This is a genomic window from Streptomyces sp. NPDC049837 (assembly GCF_040674455.1).
Classification (GTDB): domain Bacteria; phylum Actinomycetota; class Actinomycetes; order Streptomycetales; family Streptomycetaceae; genus Streptomyces.
In genome coordinates this window covers 672,297-686,447 of the sequence record NZ_JBFAMP010000004.1, presented here as the reverse complement: position 1 = coordinate 686,447, position 14,151 = coordinate 672,297, and the positions used below count along the sequence as shown (strand labels likewise).

Annotated in this window: 14 protein-coding genes; 7 read left to right on the top strand and 7 right to left on the bottom strand. The window is 71.7% G+C overall.

The window, feature by feature from the left end; translation table 11 throughout:
- Positions 1-102 precede the first annotated feature (102 nt).
- From AB0J57_RS14650 to AB0J57_RS14625, 6 genes are all read left to right on the top strand, one after another.
- A complete protein-coding gene (locus AB0J57_RS14650; RefSeq protein ID WP_366128446.1) occupies positions 103-1,935 on the top strand; it encodes a phosphatidylglycerol lysyltransferase domain-containing protein in 1,833 nt (610 codons plus the stop codon).
- A gap of 36 nt (positions 1,936-1,971) precedes the next feature.
- Complete coding sequence (gene folP / locus AB0J57_RS14645) at positions 1,972-2,832, top strand: dihydropteroate synthase (RefSeq protein ID WP_366128445.1); 861 nt, start codon at positions 1,972-1,974, stop codon at positions 2,830-2,832.
- A complete protein-coding gene (locus AB0J57_RS14640) occupies positions 2,829-3,293 on the top strand; it encodes a nuclear transport factor 2 family protein (RefSeq protein WP_366128444.1) in 465 nt (154 codons plus the stop codon). The genes folP and AB0J57_RS14640 overlap by 4 nt, the downstream gene beginning before the upstream one ends.
- 133 nt (positions 3,294-3,426) lie before the next feature.
- On the top strand, positions 3,427-3,786 hold the full coding sequence (gene folB, locus AB0J57_RS14635; protein WP_366128443.1) for a dihydroneopterin aldolase: 360 nt from the start codon (positions 3,427-3,429) through the stop codon (positions 3,784-3,786).
- The gene (folK, locus tag AB0J57_RS14630; protein ID WP_366128442.1) at positions 3,783-4,382 is read left to right on the top strand and encodes a 2-amino-4-hydroxy-6-hydroxymethyldihydropteridine diphosphokinase; all 600 of its coding nucleotides are present in this window, start codon (positions 3,783-3,785) and stop codon (positions 4,380-4,382) included. Before folB ends, folK begins: the two co-directional genes overlap by 4 nt.
- A 58-nt stretch (positions 4,383-4,440) precedes the next feature.
- A complete protein-coding gene (locus tag AB0J57_RS14625) occupies positions 4,441-4,926 on the top strand; it encodes a DUF3180 domain-containing protein (protein ID WP_366128441.1) in 486 nt (161 codons plus the stop codon).
- An 89-nt stretch (positions 4,927-5,015) separates the two neighbouring features.
- Here the strand turns inward: AB0J57_RS14625 and AB0J57_RS14620 are convergent, their stop codons facing one another.
- From AB0J57_RS14620 to dacB, 7 genes are all read right to left on the bottom strand, one after another.
- Positions 5,016-6,011, bottom strand: coding sequence for an aldo/keto reductase (locus AB0J57_RS14620; protein ID WP_366128440.1), 996 nt, complete (start codon positions 6,009-6,011; stop codon positions 5,016-5,018).
- A 128-nt stretch (positions 6,012-6,139) separates the two neighbouring features.
- Positions 6,140-6,745, bottom strand: a complete 606-nt coding sequence (gene folE / locus AB0J57_RS14615) for a GTP cyclohydrolase I FolE (RefSeq protein ID WP_366128439.1) — start codon at positions 6,743-6,745, stop codon at positions 6,140-6,142.
- 117 nt (positions 6,746-6,862) lie between these two features.
- Positions 6,863-8,929: an ATP-dependent zinc metalloprotease FtsH gene (gene ftsH, locus AB0J57_RS14610; RefSeq protein WP_366128438.1), complete on the bottom strand. Its 2,067-nt coding sequence runs from the start codon at positions 8,927-8,929 to the stop codon at positions 6,863-6,865.
- A gap of 170 nt (positions 8,930-9,099) precedes the next feature.
- The gene (hpt, locus tag AB0J57_RS14605) at positions 9,100-9,639 is read right to left on the bottom strand and encodes a hypoxanthine phosphoribosyltransferase (protein ID WP_064067358.1); all 540 of its coding nucleotides are present in this window, start codon (positions 9,637-9,639) and stop codon (positions 9,100-9,102) included.
- 41 nt (positions 9,640-9,680) lie between these two features.
- Positions 9,681-10,730, bottom strand: a complete 1,050-nt coding sequence (gene tilS, locus AB0J57_RS14600) for a tRNA lysidine(34) synthetase TilS (RefSeq protein WP_366128437.1) — start codon at positions 10,728-10,730, stop codon at positions 9,681-9,683.
- Positions 10,731-10,930: 200 nt separating this feature from the next.
- Positions 10,931-12,055: a zinc-dependent metalloprotease gene (locus AB0J57_RS14595; RefSeq protein ID WP_366128436.1), complete on the bottom strand. Its 1,125-nt coding sequence runs from the start codon at positions 12,053-12,055 to the stop codon at positions 10,931-10,933.
- A 55-nt stretch (positions 12,056-12,110) separates the two neighbouring features.
- On the bottom strand, positions 12,111-13,544 hold the full coding sequence (dacB, locus tag AB0J57_RS14590; RefSeq protein WP_366128435.1) for a D-alanyl-D-alanine carboxypeptidase/D-alanyl-D-alanine-endopeptidase: 1,434 nt from the start codon (positions 13,542-13,544) through the stop codon (positions 12,111-12,113).
- Between the two features lie 111 nt (positions 13,545-13,655).
- Between dacB and AB0J57_RS14585 the strand changes: the two genes are divergently transcribed.
- Positions 13,656-14,150 (top strand): inorganic diphosphatase, encoded by a 495-nt coding sequence (locus AB0J57_RS14585; protein WP_031077398.1) that lies wholly within the window; start codon positions 13,656-13,658, stop codon positions 14,148-14,150.
- Position 14,151: the final 1 nt, after the last annotated feature.

The window sequence follows — 14,151 nt, the reverse complement described above, 5'->3', positions numbered from 1 at the left end:
TGAACCCGCCTCCCCCAGGCCCCGTCCTAGAGAGCGCAAATCGTCCGGGCCGAACGTTCCGGCCGAAGCGACACACGAATCTTTGCGGAGCCTTGGGAAGCGATGTCTGTCACGGTAGATGGGGATAAGTCGGGATCGGTTCCGAGCCGGATAGGTCGCGTCCTGCGCGGGCCACGCGCCGAGAAGGTGCCCTCCCTGGTCGGAACGGCGTGCACGCTGATCGGTCTGATCGACATCGCCGCCGGGGTCTTCCCGCGCTTCCGCGCCAGCCGCATGCACGCCATCGCCGAAGTGCTGCCCGGCACGCTGGGGCCGCTGTCCGCCGCGCTCTCCCTGAGCGCCGGCGTCCTGCTGCTGCTCCTCGCCCACGGGCTCAAGCGCCACAAGCGCCGTGCCTGGCGCGCCGCCGTGATCCTCCTGCCGGTGGGGGCCGTGGCGCAGTTCGTCTACCGCCACTCCGTCATCGGGGTGCTGTTCTCGCTGCTGCTCCTCGCGCTGCTGCTGCGCCACCGCGGCGAGTTCGCCGCCCTGCCCGACCCGCGCAGCCGCTGGAAGGCGCTCGCGAACTTCGTCCTCATGGGCGCCGGTTCCATCGCGCTCGGCCTGCTCATCGTCAGCGCCCACCCCGGGAAGGTGGTCGGGAGCCCGAGCCTGAGCGACCGCCTGGAGCACGTGCTGTACGGCCTGTTCGGCGTGGAGGGCCCGGTGGGCTACCGCGGCGGCGTCGACTGGACCGTCGGCTACTCGCTCGGCGCCCTCGGCCTGCTGACCGCCATCACCACCATCTACCTGGCCTTCCGCCCCGAGCACCCGGTCGCCCGGCTCACCGAGGACGACGAGACCCGGCTGCGCGCCCTGCTGGACAAGCACGGCGGCCGCGACTCGCTCGGCCACTTCGCGCTCCGCCGCGACAAGGGCGTCGTCTTCTCCCCCAGCGGCAAGGCCGCCGTCTGCTACCGCGTCGTCTCCGGCGTGATGCTCGCCAGCGGTGACCCGATCGGCGACGTCGAGGCCTGGCCCGGCGCCATCGAGCGGTTCATGGACGAGGCCAAGGCCCACTCCTGGACGCCCGCCGTCATGGGCTGCTCCGAGACCGGCGGTGAGGTCTGGACCCGCGAGACCGGCCTGGACGCGCTGGAGCTGGGCGACGAGGCGGTGGTGGACGTCGCGGATTTCTCCCTGACCGGGCGCGCCATGCGCAACGTGCGCCAGATGGTCAAGCGCATCGAGCGCAATGGGTACACGACCCGCGTCCGGCGCGCCCGTGACCTGTCGGACGGCGAGCTGGAGCGCATCCGGCGCGCCGCGGCCGACTGGCGCGGCACCGACACCGAGCGGGGCTTCTCCATGGCGCTGGGCCGGATCGGTGACCCGGCCGACGGCGACGCGGTGATCGCCACCGCCCACAAGGAGGACCCGGACTCTCCGTACGGCGACCTGAAGGCGATCATCCACTTCGTGCCGTGGGGTACGGACGGGATGTCGCTGGAGCTGATGCGCCGCGACCGCTCCGCCGACCCGGGCATGAACGAGCTGCTGATCGTCGCCGCCCTCCAGGCCTCCCCCAAGCTGGGCATCGAACGGGTCTCGCTGAACTTCGCGATGTTCCGCTCCGCCCTGGCGCGCGGCGAGAAGCTCGGCGCGGGCCCGGTCCTGAGGATCTGGCGCGGCCTGCTGGTCTTCCTCTCCCGCTGGTTCCAGATCGAGTCGCTGTACAAGTTCAACGCGAAGTTCCAGCCGCGCTGGGAGCCCCGCTTCGTGGTCTACCGCAACGCCCGGGACCTGCCCCGCATCGGTTTCGCCGCGATGCAGGCGGAGGGCTTCGTGAACGTGGAGCTCCCCCGCCCGTTCCGCCGCCGCGGCGCCGCCGCCACGGCCCGCCCCTGCGCGCACATCACCCCGGCCCACGGCGAACACGAGGTCCGCGCCGCCTGAACGGGGCGCCCACAAGACACCCCCTAGGCTGGACGCATGAGTACCTTGCGCGGACGGGGCACGGCCCGGGGCCTGCCCACGTTCGACCGCTGTGCGGTCATGGGGGTCGTCAATGTGACGCCCGACTCCTTCTCCGACGGCGGCCGCTGGTTCGACACCACGGCCGCCATCAAGCACGGCCTGGACCTGGTCGCCCAGGGGGCGGACCTGGTGGACGTCGGTGGCGAGTCGACCCGCCCGGGCGCCACCCGGGTGGACGAGGACGAGGAGCTGCGCCGCGTCGTCCCCGTCGTACGCGGCCTGACGGCCGAAGGGGTCACCGTCTCGGTCGACACCATGCGCGCCTCGGTCGCCCGCCGGGCGGTGGAGGCCGGCGCGGTCCTGGTCAACGACGTGAGCGGCGGCCTGGCCGACCCCGAGATGGTCCCCTCCGTCGCCGCCGCCGAGGTGCCGTTCGTCGTCATGCACTGGCGTGGCTTCAGCAAGGACATGAACAGCCTGGCCGTGTACGACGACGTGGTCGCCGAAGTCGTCGCCGAGCTGCGCACCCGCATGGAGGCCGTCGTCGAGGGCGGCGTCGACCCGGAGCGGATCGTCGTCGACCCGGGCCTGGGCTTCGCCAAGATGGCCGAGCACGACCTGGCCCTGGTGGCACACCTGGCCGACCTGCGGGCGCTGGGCCGCCCGCTGCTGGTCGCCGCCTCCCGCAAGCGGTTCCTGGGCCATGTCCTGGCCGGGGAGGGCGCAACCCCGCCGCCCGCGCGGGAACGGGACGCCGCCACCGCCGCGGTCTCGGCGATCGCGGCGCACGAGGGCGCCTGGGCGGTGCGGGTCCACGAGGTCCGCGCGACGGCGGACGCGGTCCGGGTGGCCCGCGCCGTCGAGGGAGCCCGGTGAACGACGCCGCACGCACCGACATCGAAGCGGTCGAGCGCGCCAACACCGCCTTCTACGAGGCGATGGAGCGCGGCGACTTCGAGGAGATCTCCGACCTCTGGCTGGACGACTCGCTCGGCGAGATCAGTTGCGTCCACCCCGGCTGGCCGGTGCTCTCCGGGCGCGGCGAGGTGCTCCGCTCGTACGCGCTGATCATGGCGAACACCGACTACATCCAGTTCTTCCTGACCGATGTGAAGGTCTCGGTGGCCGGCGACACGGCCCTGGTCACCTGCACGGAGAACATCCTCAGTGGCGGCCCGGCCGAGGACGGCGCCGACCTCGGGCCGCTCGTCGGGCAGCTCGTCGTCGCCACGAATGTGTTCCGCCGCACACCGGACGGGTGGCGGATCTGGTCGCACCACGGTTCACCCGTTCTGGCCGAAACCGGCGAGGAAGAGGCCGACGAGAACCCCTCCTGAGTGGGTAGGCGAGCCCCATGAGGAGCCCGTGGGCGGGCCCTGTCAGTGCTCGCAGGTAGATTCGACTGGTGGCATCGCGCCGTCCGCACCCGGTCGCGTGCCCGCCAGACCAACGACAGCAGGAGTGATTCGCGTGGATCGTGTCGCGCTGCGCGGCCTCAAGGCCCGCGGGCACCATGGCGTCTTCCCACGGGAGCGCGAGGAAGGCCAGACGTTCATCGTGGACCTGGTGCTCGGCCTCGACACCCGCCCCGCGGCGGCCGACGACGACCTGGCGAAGACCGTGCACTACGGCGTCGTGGCGGAAGAGGTCGTGGATGTGGTGCAGGGGGAGCCGGTCGACCTGATCGAGACGCTCGCCGAGCGCATCGCCGAGCAGTGCCTCAAGCACGACGGCGTCCAGGAGGTGGAGGTGGTGGTCCACAAGCCGGACGCCCCGATCACCGTGCCCTTCGACGACGTGACCATCACCATCACCCGGAGCCGCGCATGAACAAGACGCACAGCGACCCGACGGTACAGCCGGTGCCCGCCTCCGTGACGGAGCAGGTCGACGCCGCCGACATCACCCTGTCCAACCCCAAACGGGCCGTGCTCTCCCTCGGCTCCAACCTGGGCAACCGCCTGGAGACCCTCCAGGGCGCCATCGACGCGCTGGAGGACACCCCGGGTGTCCGGGTGAAGGCGGTCTCGCCGGTGTACGAGACGGAGCCCTGGGGCGTCGACCCCGGCTCCCAGCCGTCGTACTTCAACGCGGTCGTCGTCCTGAAGACCACGCTTCCCCCGGCGTCCCTGCTGGAGCGGGCGCACGCCGTGGAGGAGGCCTTCCACCGCGTCCGCGACGAGCGCTGGGGCGCGCGCACGATCGACGTCGACATCGTGGCGTACGCGGACATCGTCTCCGACGACCCCGTCCTCACCCTGCCGCACCCCCGCGCCCACGAGCGGGCCTTCGTGCTGGCGCCGTGGCACGACGTGGAGCCGGAGGCGCACCTGCCCGGCGTCGGCGCGATCGCCGACCTGCTCGGCGGTGTCGGCCGCGAGGGTGTCCTGCCCCGGGCGGACCTGGAACTGCGCCTGCCCGAGTAGCGTTGAGTGATCGGCAAGCACTGCACGGACCGTACGGCGACGAGATGAAGGGCCCCCGGTGAAACAACTGCGGCTCAAGGTACTGGCCGGACTGTTCGCCGTCGCAGGCATCCTCTCCTGGGGCGGCGCCCGGCTGTGGGAGTCGTTCGGCACCCTGCCGAGCGTGCCGCTGGCCGCGCCCATCGTCCTCGCCGTCATCGCGGTGGTCCTGACCGCCACCGCGCTCTCGCTGCGCTCCCGGCTGCGCGCCCAGCGCGAGCGCCGTCCCGACGCCAAGGGCGTGGAGCCGCTGATGGCCGCCCGCGCGGTCGTCTTCGGCCAGGCGAGTGCCCTGGTCGCGGCCCTGGTGAGCGGCATGTACGGCGGCACCGGCGTCTTCCTGCTCGGCTCCCTCGACATCCCGGCCCGCCGCGACCAGGCCATCTACGCCGGCTTCTCCGTGCTGGCGGGCATCGGCGTCATCGCCGCGGCGATCTTCCTGGAGCGCGTCTGCAAGCTCCCGGAGGACGACGACGAGGCCCCGGAGGCCCCGACCCGCGCGTAGCCCCCGGGCACCCGGCCGACCCCGCGTAGCCCCCGGGCGGCGGGGCGCCGCGCCGGTCACCGCCGCGCCCGGCGCGCCCGGCCGGGCCGCTACAGCAGCGTGCCGCCCGAGACCTCCGTCTCGGCGAGGACGGCCGAGAGGCGGTCCCGGGCGTCCGGGGAGAGCCGTACGTGCGCGGCCGCCAGGTTTTCGCGGATGTGGGCCGGGGTGCGGCTGCCCGGGATGGGGACGACGTGGTCGTCCTGGTCCAGCAGCCAGGCCAGGGCCAACTGCGCCGGGGTGATGCCCAGCTCCCCGGCGATCCCTCGGACGGGAGCGAAGCGGTCGTTGTTGGCCTGGTGGTTCGCGGCGTCGAACCGGGGCATGTGCTGCCGGAAGTCGCCGTCCTCCACCTTGGCGACCTTGCCGGTCAGGAAGCCGGCGCCCAGCGGCGACCAGGCGACGACGCCCACGCCCAGCTCGCGTGCCGCGGCGAGCAGCTCCTCGTCGACGTGCCGCCACATGGACCACTCGGTCTGGACGGCCGCCACGGGGTGCACGGCATGCGCGGCCCGGAGCTGTGCGGCGGTGACGTTGGACAGGCCCAGGTGCCGGACGAGGCCCGCCTCGACGAGGTCGGCGACCGCGCCCACCGTGTCCTCCAGCGGGACCTGGGGGTCCGGGAAGTGGGGGTAGTACAGGTCGATCCGGTCGGTGCCCAGCTCCCGCAGGCTGGCCTCGGCGTACCCGCGCACATGCTTGGGGTCCGCGTTGACGGCCAGCTCACCGAAGGCGTACCCGACCGGGAAGGGGTGCGGCTCGACGCCCTCCGGGAGCCGGAAGCCGAACTTGGTGGCGATGACCACCTCGTCCCGCCGCCCGCCGAGCGCCTTGCCGATCAGCCGTTCGTTGTGGCCGTCGGCACCATAGCCGTCCGACGTGTCGATGAGCGTGGCCCCGGCGTCCACCGCCGCGAGCAGCGCCCGCTCGGCACGCGCGTCGTCGATCTCTCCGTACACCCCGGGCGACAGCACCATCGCGCCGAAGCCGAGGGCCGACACCTCCAGGTCACCGAGCCGGCGGGTGGGCAGGGCATTGTCGCTCATGCGCGGCATCTCCATCCTCGGATCCCCAAGGATCCGTAAGACTTCCTGACGTACGGGCATGAGTCTTCTCCCCGGACGCCCGCACGTCCAATGCCTCGCGCGATAACTCCCCGCTATGGATGGGGATTTCAGTCCGCCATTATGAGGCTCATCGCCTCCGCGCGGGTAGCGGGGTCCCTGAGCTGTCCGCGCACGGCCGACGTGATGGTCTTCGCCCCGGGCTTGCGGATGCCGCGCATCGACATGCACATGTGCTCGCACTCGATGACCACGATCACGCCGCGCGGCTCCAGGATCTTCATCAGGGAGTCGGCGACCTGGGTGGTCAGACGTTCCTGCACCTGGGGGCGGCGCGCGTACACGTCCACCAGCCGCGCCAGCTTCGACAGGCCGGTGATCTTGCCGGTGGTGGAGGGGATGTATCCGACGTGGGCCACTCCACGGAACGGCACCAGGTGGTGCTCACAGGTACTGAACACCTCGATGTCCTTCACCAGGACCATCTCGTCGTGCCCCAGGTCGAACGTCGTCGTCAGGACGTCCTCGGGCTCCTGCCACAGGCCCGCGAATATCTCCTTGTACGCCCGCGCCACCCGGGCCGGCGTCTCCCGCAGCCCTTCGCGGTCAGGGTCCTCACCGACCGCGAGGAGGAGTTCACGTACGGCGTTCTCGGCTCGCTTCTCATCGAACTCGCCGATCGTGCCCTCGACGTCCAGCGTCACCGGGTCGGTCATGTGTGCCTCGTTCCGTGTTGCTTGAGTACGCGCCCAACCGCGCACGCGAAAGCCGCGCCCCCCAGGCTAGAACCTGGGGGGCGCGGCTTTCATTCCGGGGCTTCCGGTATGGGCCGGTCAGCTCTCGGGGCGCTCCTCCGGGACCGCCTCCGCCGACGGAGCGGACGGAGCCGACGAGGAGCCCGTGGTTCCCGGGCTCGCCTTGGTGATGTCCGTCGGCGTGGCGCCGTTGGTGCCCGCCGCCCCGTTGGTCAGGGCCAGCTCCTTCGGGGAGAGCACCGGCGGCCGCGTCGAGGGCGTACGCCGCGAGGAGCCGGTCCAGGCCGGGCGGGCCGGGCGCTTGACGATCGGGGCGAAGATCTCGGCGATCTCCTCCTTGTTGAGCGTCTCCTTCTCCAGCAACTGGAGGACCAGGTTGTCGAGGACGTCGCGGTTCTCGACGAGGATCTCCCAGGCCTCGTTGTGCGCGGCCTCGATGAGCTTCTTGACCTCTTCGTCGACGAGCGCGGCGACCTCTTCCGAGTAGTCGCGCTGGTGCGCCATCTCACGGCCCAGGAAGGGCTCGGTGTTGTCGCCGCCGAACTTGATCGCGCCGAGCCGCTCGGTCATGCCGTACTGCGTGACCATGGCCCGCGCGGTCGCGGTCGCCTTCTCGATGTCGTTGGCCGCGCCCGTGGTCGGGTCGTGGAAGACCAGTTCCTCGGCCGCGCGCCCGCCCAGCATGTAGGCGAGCTGGTCGAGCATCTCGTTGCGCGTGGTGGAGTACTTGTCCTCGTCCGGCAGGACCATGGTGTAGCCCAGGGCACGGCCACGGGACAGGATGGTGATCTTGTGGACCGGGTCGGAGTTCGGCGAGGCCGCCGCGACCAGGGCGTGACCGCCCTCGTGGTACGCGGTGATCTTCTTCTCCTTGTCCGACATGATCCGGGTCCGCTTCTGCGGGCCCGCGACCACCCGGTCGATCGCCTCGTCCAGCATCTGGTTGTCGATGAGCTTCCGGTCGCTGCGCGCGGTGAGCAGCGCGGCTTCGTTCAGCACGTTCGACAGGTCGGCGCCGGTGAAGCCGGGCGTACGACGCGCCACGGCGGACAGGTCGACGTCCGGGGCGACCGGCTTGCCCTTCTGGTGGACCTTGAGGATCTCCAGCCGGCCCTGCATGTCCGGGCGGTCGACGGCGATCTGCCGGTCGAAGCGGCCGGGGCGCAGCAGCGCCGGGTCGAGGATGTCGGGCCGGTTCGTGGCGGCGATCAGGATGACGCCGCCCTTCACGTCGAAGCCGTCCATCTCGACGAGGAGCTGGTTGAGGGTCTGCTCACGCTCGTCGTGGCCACCGCCGAGACCCGCACCACGGTGCCGGCCGACGGCGTCGATCTCGTCGACGAAGACGATCGCCGGGGCGTTCGCCTTGGCCTGCTCGAACAGGTCACGGACTCGGGAGGCACCGACACCGACGAACATCTCGACGAAGTCGGAGCCGGAGATCGAGTAGAACGGCACGCCCGCCTCGCCGGCGACGGCGCGCGCGAGCAGCGTCTTGCCCGTGCCGGGCGGGCCGTACAGCAGCACGCCCTTGGGGATCTTGGCGCCGACCGCCTGGAACTTCGCCGGCTCCTGGAGGAACTCCTTGATCTCCTGGAGCTCCTCGACGGCCTCGTCGGACCCCGCCACGTCGGCGAAGGTGGTCTTCGGGGTGTCCTTGGTGATCAGCTTGGCCTTGGACTTCCCGAAGTTCATCACCCGGGAGCCGCCGCCCTGCATCTGATTCATCAGGAACAGGAAGACCACGACGATCAGCACGAAGGGCAGCAGCGAGAGCAGCACCGACACGATGGCGCTCTGCTTGGTCGGCGAGACCGTGTAGCTCTTGTCGATGTCGCCGGCTTCGTACTTCTTCTGCAGCGTGATGGCCAGGTCGGAGCCCTGCGTGCCGATGTAGCTCGCCTGGACCTTGTCGGCACCGTCGACCTTGAAGCCATCCTTCAGGTCGATCTTGATCATCTGTTCGTCGCCGGTGGTCAGCTTGGCCTGCTCGACCTGGTTCTTGTCGATCGCCTGGACCACCTTGCCGGTGTCCACCGTCTTGTAGCCGCCCGACGAGCCGACGACCTGCATCAACACGACCACGGCGAGGACGGCCAGCACGATCCACATGACCGGCCCACGGAAGTATCGCTTCACGTCCATCCATACGGAGCGATGACGCCCCGTCCCTCCTGCCCGTAGGTAAATGCTGCTATGAGAAAAAGCTGTTCTTCGGACGGTACCCCAGCATTGTCACCCGCGACCGCCTTCCCATGCTCCAACGGCGGAAGGGCGGCCTGGGTTCCCGGGGCCCGGCGGGTGTCCGGGGCGGTTCAGCCGCCGTAGACGTGCGGCGCGAGCGTGCCGACGAACGGCAGGTTGCGGTACTTCTCCGCGTAGTCCAGGCCGTAGCCGACGACGAACTCGTTGGGGATGTCGAAACCGATCCACTTCACGTCGATCGCGACCTTCGCGGCCTCCGGCTTGCGCAGCAGCGTGCAGACCTCCAGGGAGGCCGGCTCCCGCGAACCGAGGTTCGACAGCAGCCAGGACAGCGTCAGGCCGGAGTCGATGATGTCCTCGACGATCAGGACGTGCTTGCCCTTGATGTCGGTGTCCAGGTCCTTGAGGATCCGGACCACACCGGAGGACTGGGTGCCCGCGCCGTACGAGGAGACGGCCATCCAGTCCATGGTGACGGGGGTGGACAGCGCACGCGCCAGGTCCGCCATCACCATGACGGCGCCCTTGAGGACGCCCACGATGAGCAGGTCCTTGCCCGCGTACTCAGCGTCGATCTTCGCGGCGAGCTCCGCCAGCTTCGCGTCGATCTCTTCCTTGGTGATGAGCACCGACTTGAGGTCGGTGCCCATGTCTTTCTCGTTCACCCGGGTCACTTTCGTTGCAGCCTGCGTCAGCCTTGCCGGATGACCAGTCTGCCACCCTGGCGGCGTGCGACGACGCGGCCGGGCAGATTGATGGCGCCCTGGCCCCGCCAGCTCGTGATCAGCTTGTCCAGTTCCTCGACGTGCCGGGCGAACAGGGAGCCGGCGGGGGCACCCTCGGCGATGGCCGCGCGGCGCAGCACGCGGCGGCGGACGGCGGGCGGCAGGGCGTACAGCTTGGCGCACTCCAGCAGGCCCGCCTCGTCCCGCACGGTGGGGTCGGCGTCGGCGGCCCAGGCGTCCAGGGCGTCGGCGTCGTCGCGGCACAGGCCGGCCGTCCGGGCGAGGGCCTCGACGACGCCCTTGCCGAGCGACTTCTCCAGGGCGGGCAGGCCCTCGTGGCGCAGCCGGGACCGGGTGTAGGCCGGGTCGGCGTTCATCGGGTCGTCCCAGACGGGCAGCGACTGGACCATGCAGGCCTTGCGGGCGGTCTGCCGGTCGAGCTGGAGGAACGGGCGCCGGTAGCGGTCGCCGGTGCCGGAGACGGCGGCCATGCCGGACAGGGAGCGGATGCCGGAGCCTCGGGCGAGGCCGAGCAGCACGGTCTCGGCCTGGTCGTCGCGGGTGTGGCCGAGCAGGACGGCGGCGGCGCCGAGGCGCTCGGCGGCCTCGTCCAGCGCGGCGTACCGGGCGTCGCGGGCGGCCGCCTCCGGGCCGCCGTCGCGGCCGACGGACACGGCGATGGCCTCCACCGGGTCGAGGTTCATCGCGGTGAGGCGGGCCGCGACCTCGGCGGCGCGGAGGTCGGAGCCGGGCTGGAGGCCGTGGTCGACGGTGATGCCGCCGGCGCGGACGGCGAGCTTGCGGGCCTCGAAGGCGAGGGCGGAGGCGAGCGCCATGGAGTCGGCGCCGCCGGAACAGGCCACCAGGACGAGCGGGGGCTGCGGGCGCCCGCCGGTGACGGAGTCTTCGGTTGTTCCGGCAGCGGGCTGCGCGGGGGTGGTGTGCTCGGTGATGACGTCGTGGAGTACGCGGCGGACCGCCAGGCGTATCGCCGCGACCGCAGGATGGGGACCCATGTCCGGTGCCCTTCGTGTGAAGTTGGGGGGTGCCTCGGTCGGAGTCTTAACGGCCGGAGCGGGGGGTTCGGTCACTCAGAGTGCGTCGATGGTGACAGAACTCGGCCGTTACCCGAGCATCGCACGCCTACCCATTGCCCACGGTCCCTCGGATGGGTGATTGGAGGGGCGTTCTTCTGCCGTCGGCCGGAATGGACTCCTCATTCTGCTTTACGGTGCACCCTCGCGACCCAGTCCGCCGGTTTGGCGATCTCCGCCTTGGTGGGGAGGGTGTTCGGAGAGGTCCACACCCGGTTGAAGCCGGCCATGCCGACCTCGTCGACCACCGCGCGGACGAACCGCTCGCCGTCCCGGTACTGGCGCAGTTTGGCGTCCAGGCCCAGGAGCTTGCGCAGCGCCTGGTCCAGGCGCGAGGCGCCGCGCGCCCTGCGCTGCTGGAACTTCTCCCGGATCTCCGCCACCGACGGCACGACCTGCGGGCCGACGCCGTCCATCACGTAGTCCGCGTGCCCTTCGAGCAGCGACATCACGGCGGTGAGGCGGCCGAGGATCTCCCGCTGCTCGGGGGTCTGGACGAGCTCGACGAGCGAGCGGCCGCCCTCCTCCTCGCCCTCGGGCCGGGCGCCGGTGAGGGCCTGGGCGGCCTCGCGCAGCCGCTCCAGGACGGTCATGGGGTCCATGTCGGTCGCGCCGAGGAATGACTGGATCTCGCCCTGGAGGTGGTCGCGCAGCCACGGCACGGCCGTGAACTGGGTGCGGTGGGTCTCCTCGTGCAGGGCCACCCAGAGCCGGAAGTCGTGCGGGGCGACGTCGAGCTCCCGCTCCACGTGGACGATGTTCGGCGCGACGAGCAGGAGCCGGCCGCCGCCGTTCTCGCCGGCCGGGAGCTCCCGGGTGGCGGGGGCGAACGTCTCGTACTGCCCTAGGACCCTGGAGGCCAGGAACGACAGCAGCATGCCCAGCTCCACGCCGGTCACCTTGCCGCCGACCGCGCCGAGCACGGCGCCGCCCGGGGTGCCGGAGCGGCGCTCCTGCATCTTCTCCAGCAACGGCTTGAGCAGCTCGCGGAAACCGGCGACGTTCGCCCTGATCCAGCCGGCCCGGTCGACGACCAGGACAGGGGTGTCCTCCGGTTCGTGGCCCTCGGGGATCATCCGGGTGAAGGACCGGACGTGCTCCTCCGACGCCTTGGCGTGCCGCCGCAGTTCGGCGACGACCGCGCGGGCCTCGTCGCGGCTCACCTCGGGCCCGGGGCGTACCAGTCGGGTCGCGGTCGCGACCGCGAGGTTCCAGTCGACCATCTCGGCACCACCGATGCTCGTCATGCGTCAACCGTACGTGCTCGGTGCCCGATCGGGTCAGGGTGCGGCTCCGGTCGGCTCAGTGCGGCACCTGGGGAAGCAGCGCGGTGGCGAGGCGGTCCAGGGCGGGCTGGGCGGTGTACGGGGACGGGGTCCGGCCCGCCAGGAACGCGAAGGCGAGCAGCCGGCCGTCCGCCGTCACCACGGTGCCGGCCAGGGTGTTGACGCCGGTGAGGGTGCCGGTCTTGGCCCGGACCAGTCCGGCGCCCGCCGCGCCCGGGGAGCCGTCGCCGAAACGGTCCTCCAGGGTGCCGCTGAAGCCGCCCACGGGCAGGCCGGTGAGGACGGGGCGCAGTTCGGGGCGGGCGGGGTCGGCCGCGCGGGCGAGCAGCGCGGTGAGGAGGGCGGCGGAGATCCGGTCGCCCCGGTCCAGGCCGCTGCCGTCGGCGAACCTGGCCCCGGCGAGCGGTACGCCCAGGTCGCGCAGCCGCTCGCGGACGGCGCGCTCGGCGCCGGCGAAGCTCGCGGGGTGGCCGGAGGCGATCGCGGTCTGGCGGGCGAGGGCCTCGGCGAGGTCGTTGTCGCTGTGGGTCAGGGTGCGCTCGACGAGGGCGGACAGCGGCTCGGACCAGGTCTTGGCGAGGGGGACGGCCTTCTTGGGGGCACGCGCGCGTGCCGGGGGTTTTCCGGTGACGACGCCGTGCTCGGCGAGCAGGGCGGCGAAAGCGCGGGCGGTGTCCCCGGCCGGGTCGGCGGTGCGCGGGGCGGGTCCGCCGGCCGACCCGTCAAGGCGCCCTTCATTGGTCATCAGGGCCGTGACCGGGGCGATGTTGTCGTTGACGCCGATCGGGTGGCGCTCGGGGCCGGTGTACCGGGAGGTGTCGTAGGTGAGCGTGACGGTGGTGACGCGGCGGGCCCGCAGGGCGCGGGCGGTGTCGGCGGCCAGGGCGCGCAGCCGGACGGGGTCGAGGGTGGGGTCGCCGCCGCCGACGAGCGTGACGTGGCGGGCGTCCGGGGTGGCGACGGCCGCGGTGGGGATGCGGTGGTCGGGGCCGAGGGCGGCGAGGGCGGCGGCCGTGGTGGCGATCTTGATGGTGGAGGCCGGGGTCATCGGTACGCCGGCCCCGTTGCCGTACACCTGCTTGCCCGTCGTCAGGTCGACGACGGACGCCGAGCGCAGCGGGCCGAGCCCCGGGTCGGCGAGCAGCGGGTCCAGGGTGGCCGCCAGGGAACCGAGCCCGGACTTCGGGGCGGCCTTCGTGCGCGGGGCGGTGAGCGCGGTGAGGACGCCGGGGGCGCTGGGGGCCGGGGCGGGCGGCCTCGGGGCGGCGCGTTCCGGGCCGGTCGCGCCGTGATGTGCGCCACCTGTGCGGGCCTGGGCGGCGGCTCTGGCCCGCTCGGCCGTACGCTGACCCGAGTCCCAGGGCCCGGCCAGGGTCACCACCCCGGCCGCCAGGACGAGGCCGAGTACGGCGGAGCCCGCGGTGAGCTGCACCACCTTCGGCTCCAGCACGGCTGACCAGCCCCTTTCGCGAGCACAGAGTTGCGTGAGGGACACTTAACCACTGAGCTGTGCCGTGAGCACGGCACCCCCGATTTTGTGTTGATCTTGGAGGAGCCACCCGTGGAGTTCGACGTCACCATCGAGATCCCGAAGGGGTCGCGGAACAAGTACGAGGTGGACCACGAGACCGGTCGTATCCGACTGGACCGCCACCTCTTCACGTCGACCGTCTACCCGGCCGACTACGGCTTCGTCGAGGGCACCCTGGGCGAGGACGGCGACCCGCTGGACGCGCTGGTCATCCTGGACGAGCCGACCTTCCCCGGTGTGCTGGTGAAGTGCCGGGCCATCGGCATGTTCCGGATGACGGACGAGGCGGGCGGCGACGACAAGCTGCTGTGCGTCCCGGCCTCCGACCCGCGCATGGAGCACCTGCGCGACATCCACCACGTGTCCGAGTTCGACCGCCTGGAGATCCAGCACTTCTTCGAGGTGTACAAGGACCTGGAGCCCGGCAAGTCCGTCGAGGGCGCGAACTGGGTCGGCCGCGCCGAGGCCGAGGCCGAGATCGAGGCCTCCATCAAGCGCCTGGAGGCGCAGGGCGGCGCTCACTGAG

Bases quoted from the DNA above. Each gene is read 5' to 3' on its own strand.
- AB0J57_RS14650 (WP_366128446.1), top strand. From the start codon at position 103: ATGTCTGTCACGGTAGATGGGGATAAGTCGGGATCGGTTCCGAGCCGG.
- folP (WP_366128445.1), top strand. From the start codon at position 1,972: ATGAGTACCTTGCGCGGACGGGGCACGGCCCGGGGCCTGCCCACGTTC.
- folK (WP_366128442.1), top strand. From the start codon at position 3,783: ATGAACAAGACGCACAGCGACCCGACGGTACAGCCGGTGCCCGCCTCC.
- AB0J57_RS14620 (WP_366128440.1), bottom strand. From the start codon at position 6,011: ATGAGCGACAATGCCCTGCCCACCCGCCGGCTCGGTGACCTGGAGGTG.
- folE (WP_366128439.1), bottom strand. From the start codon at position 6,745: ATGACCGACCCGGTGACGCTGGACGTCGAGGGCACGATCGGCGAGTTC.
- ftsH (WP_366128438.1), bottom strand. From the start codon at position 8,929: ATGGACGTGAAGCGATACTTCCGTGGGCCGGTCATGTGGATCGTGCTG.
- hpt (WP_064067358.1), bottom strand. From the start codon at position 9,639: ATGGGCACCGACCTCAAGTCGGTGCTCATCACCAAGGAAGAGATCGAC.
- tilS (WP_366128437.1), bottom strand. From the start codon at position 10,730: ATGGGTCCCCATCCTGCGGTCGCGGCGATACGCCTGGCGGTCCGCCGC.
- AB0J57_RS14595 (WP_366128436.1), bottom strand. From the start codon at position 12,055: ATGACGAGCATCGGTGGTGCCGAGATGGTCGACTGGAACCTCGCGGTC.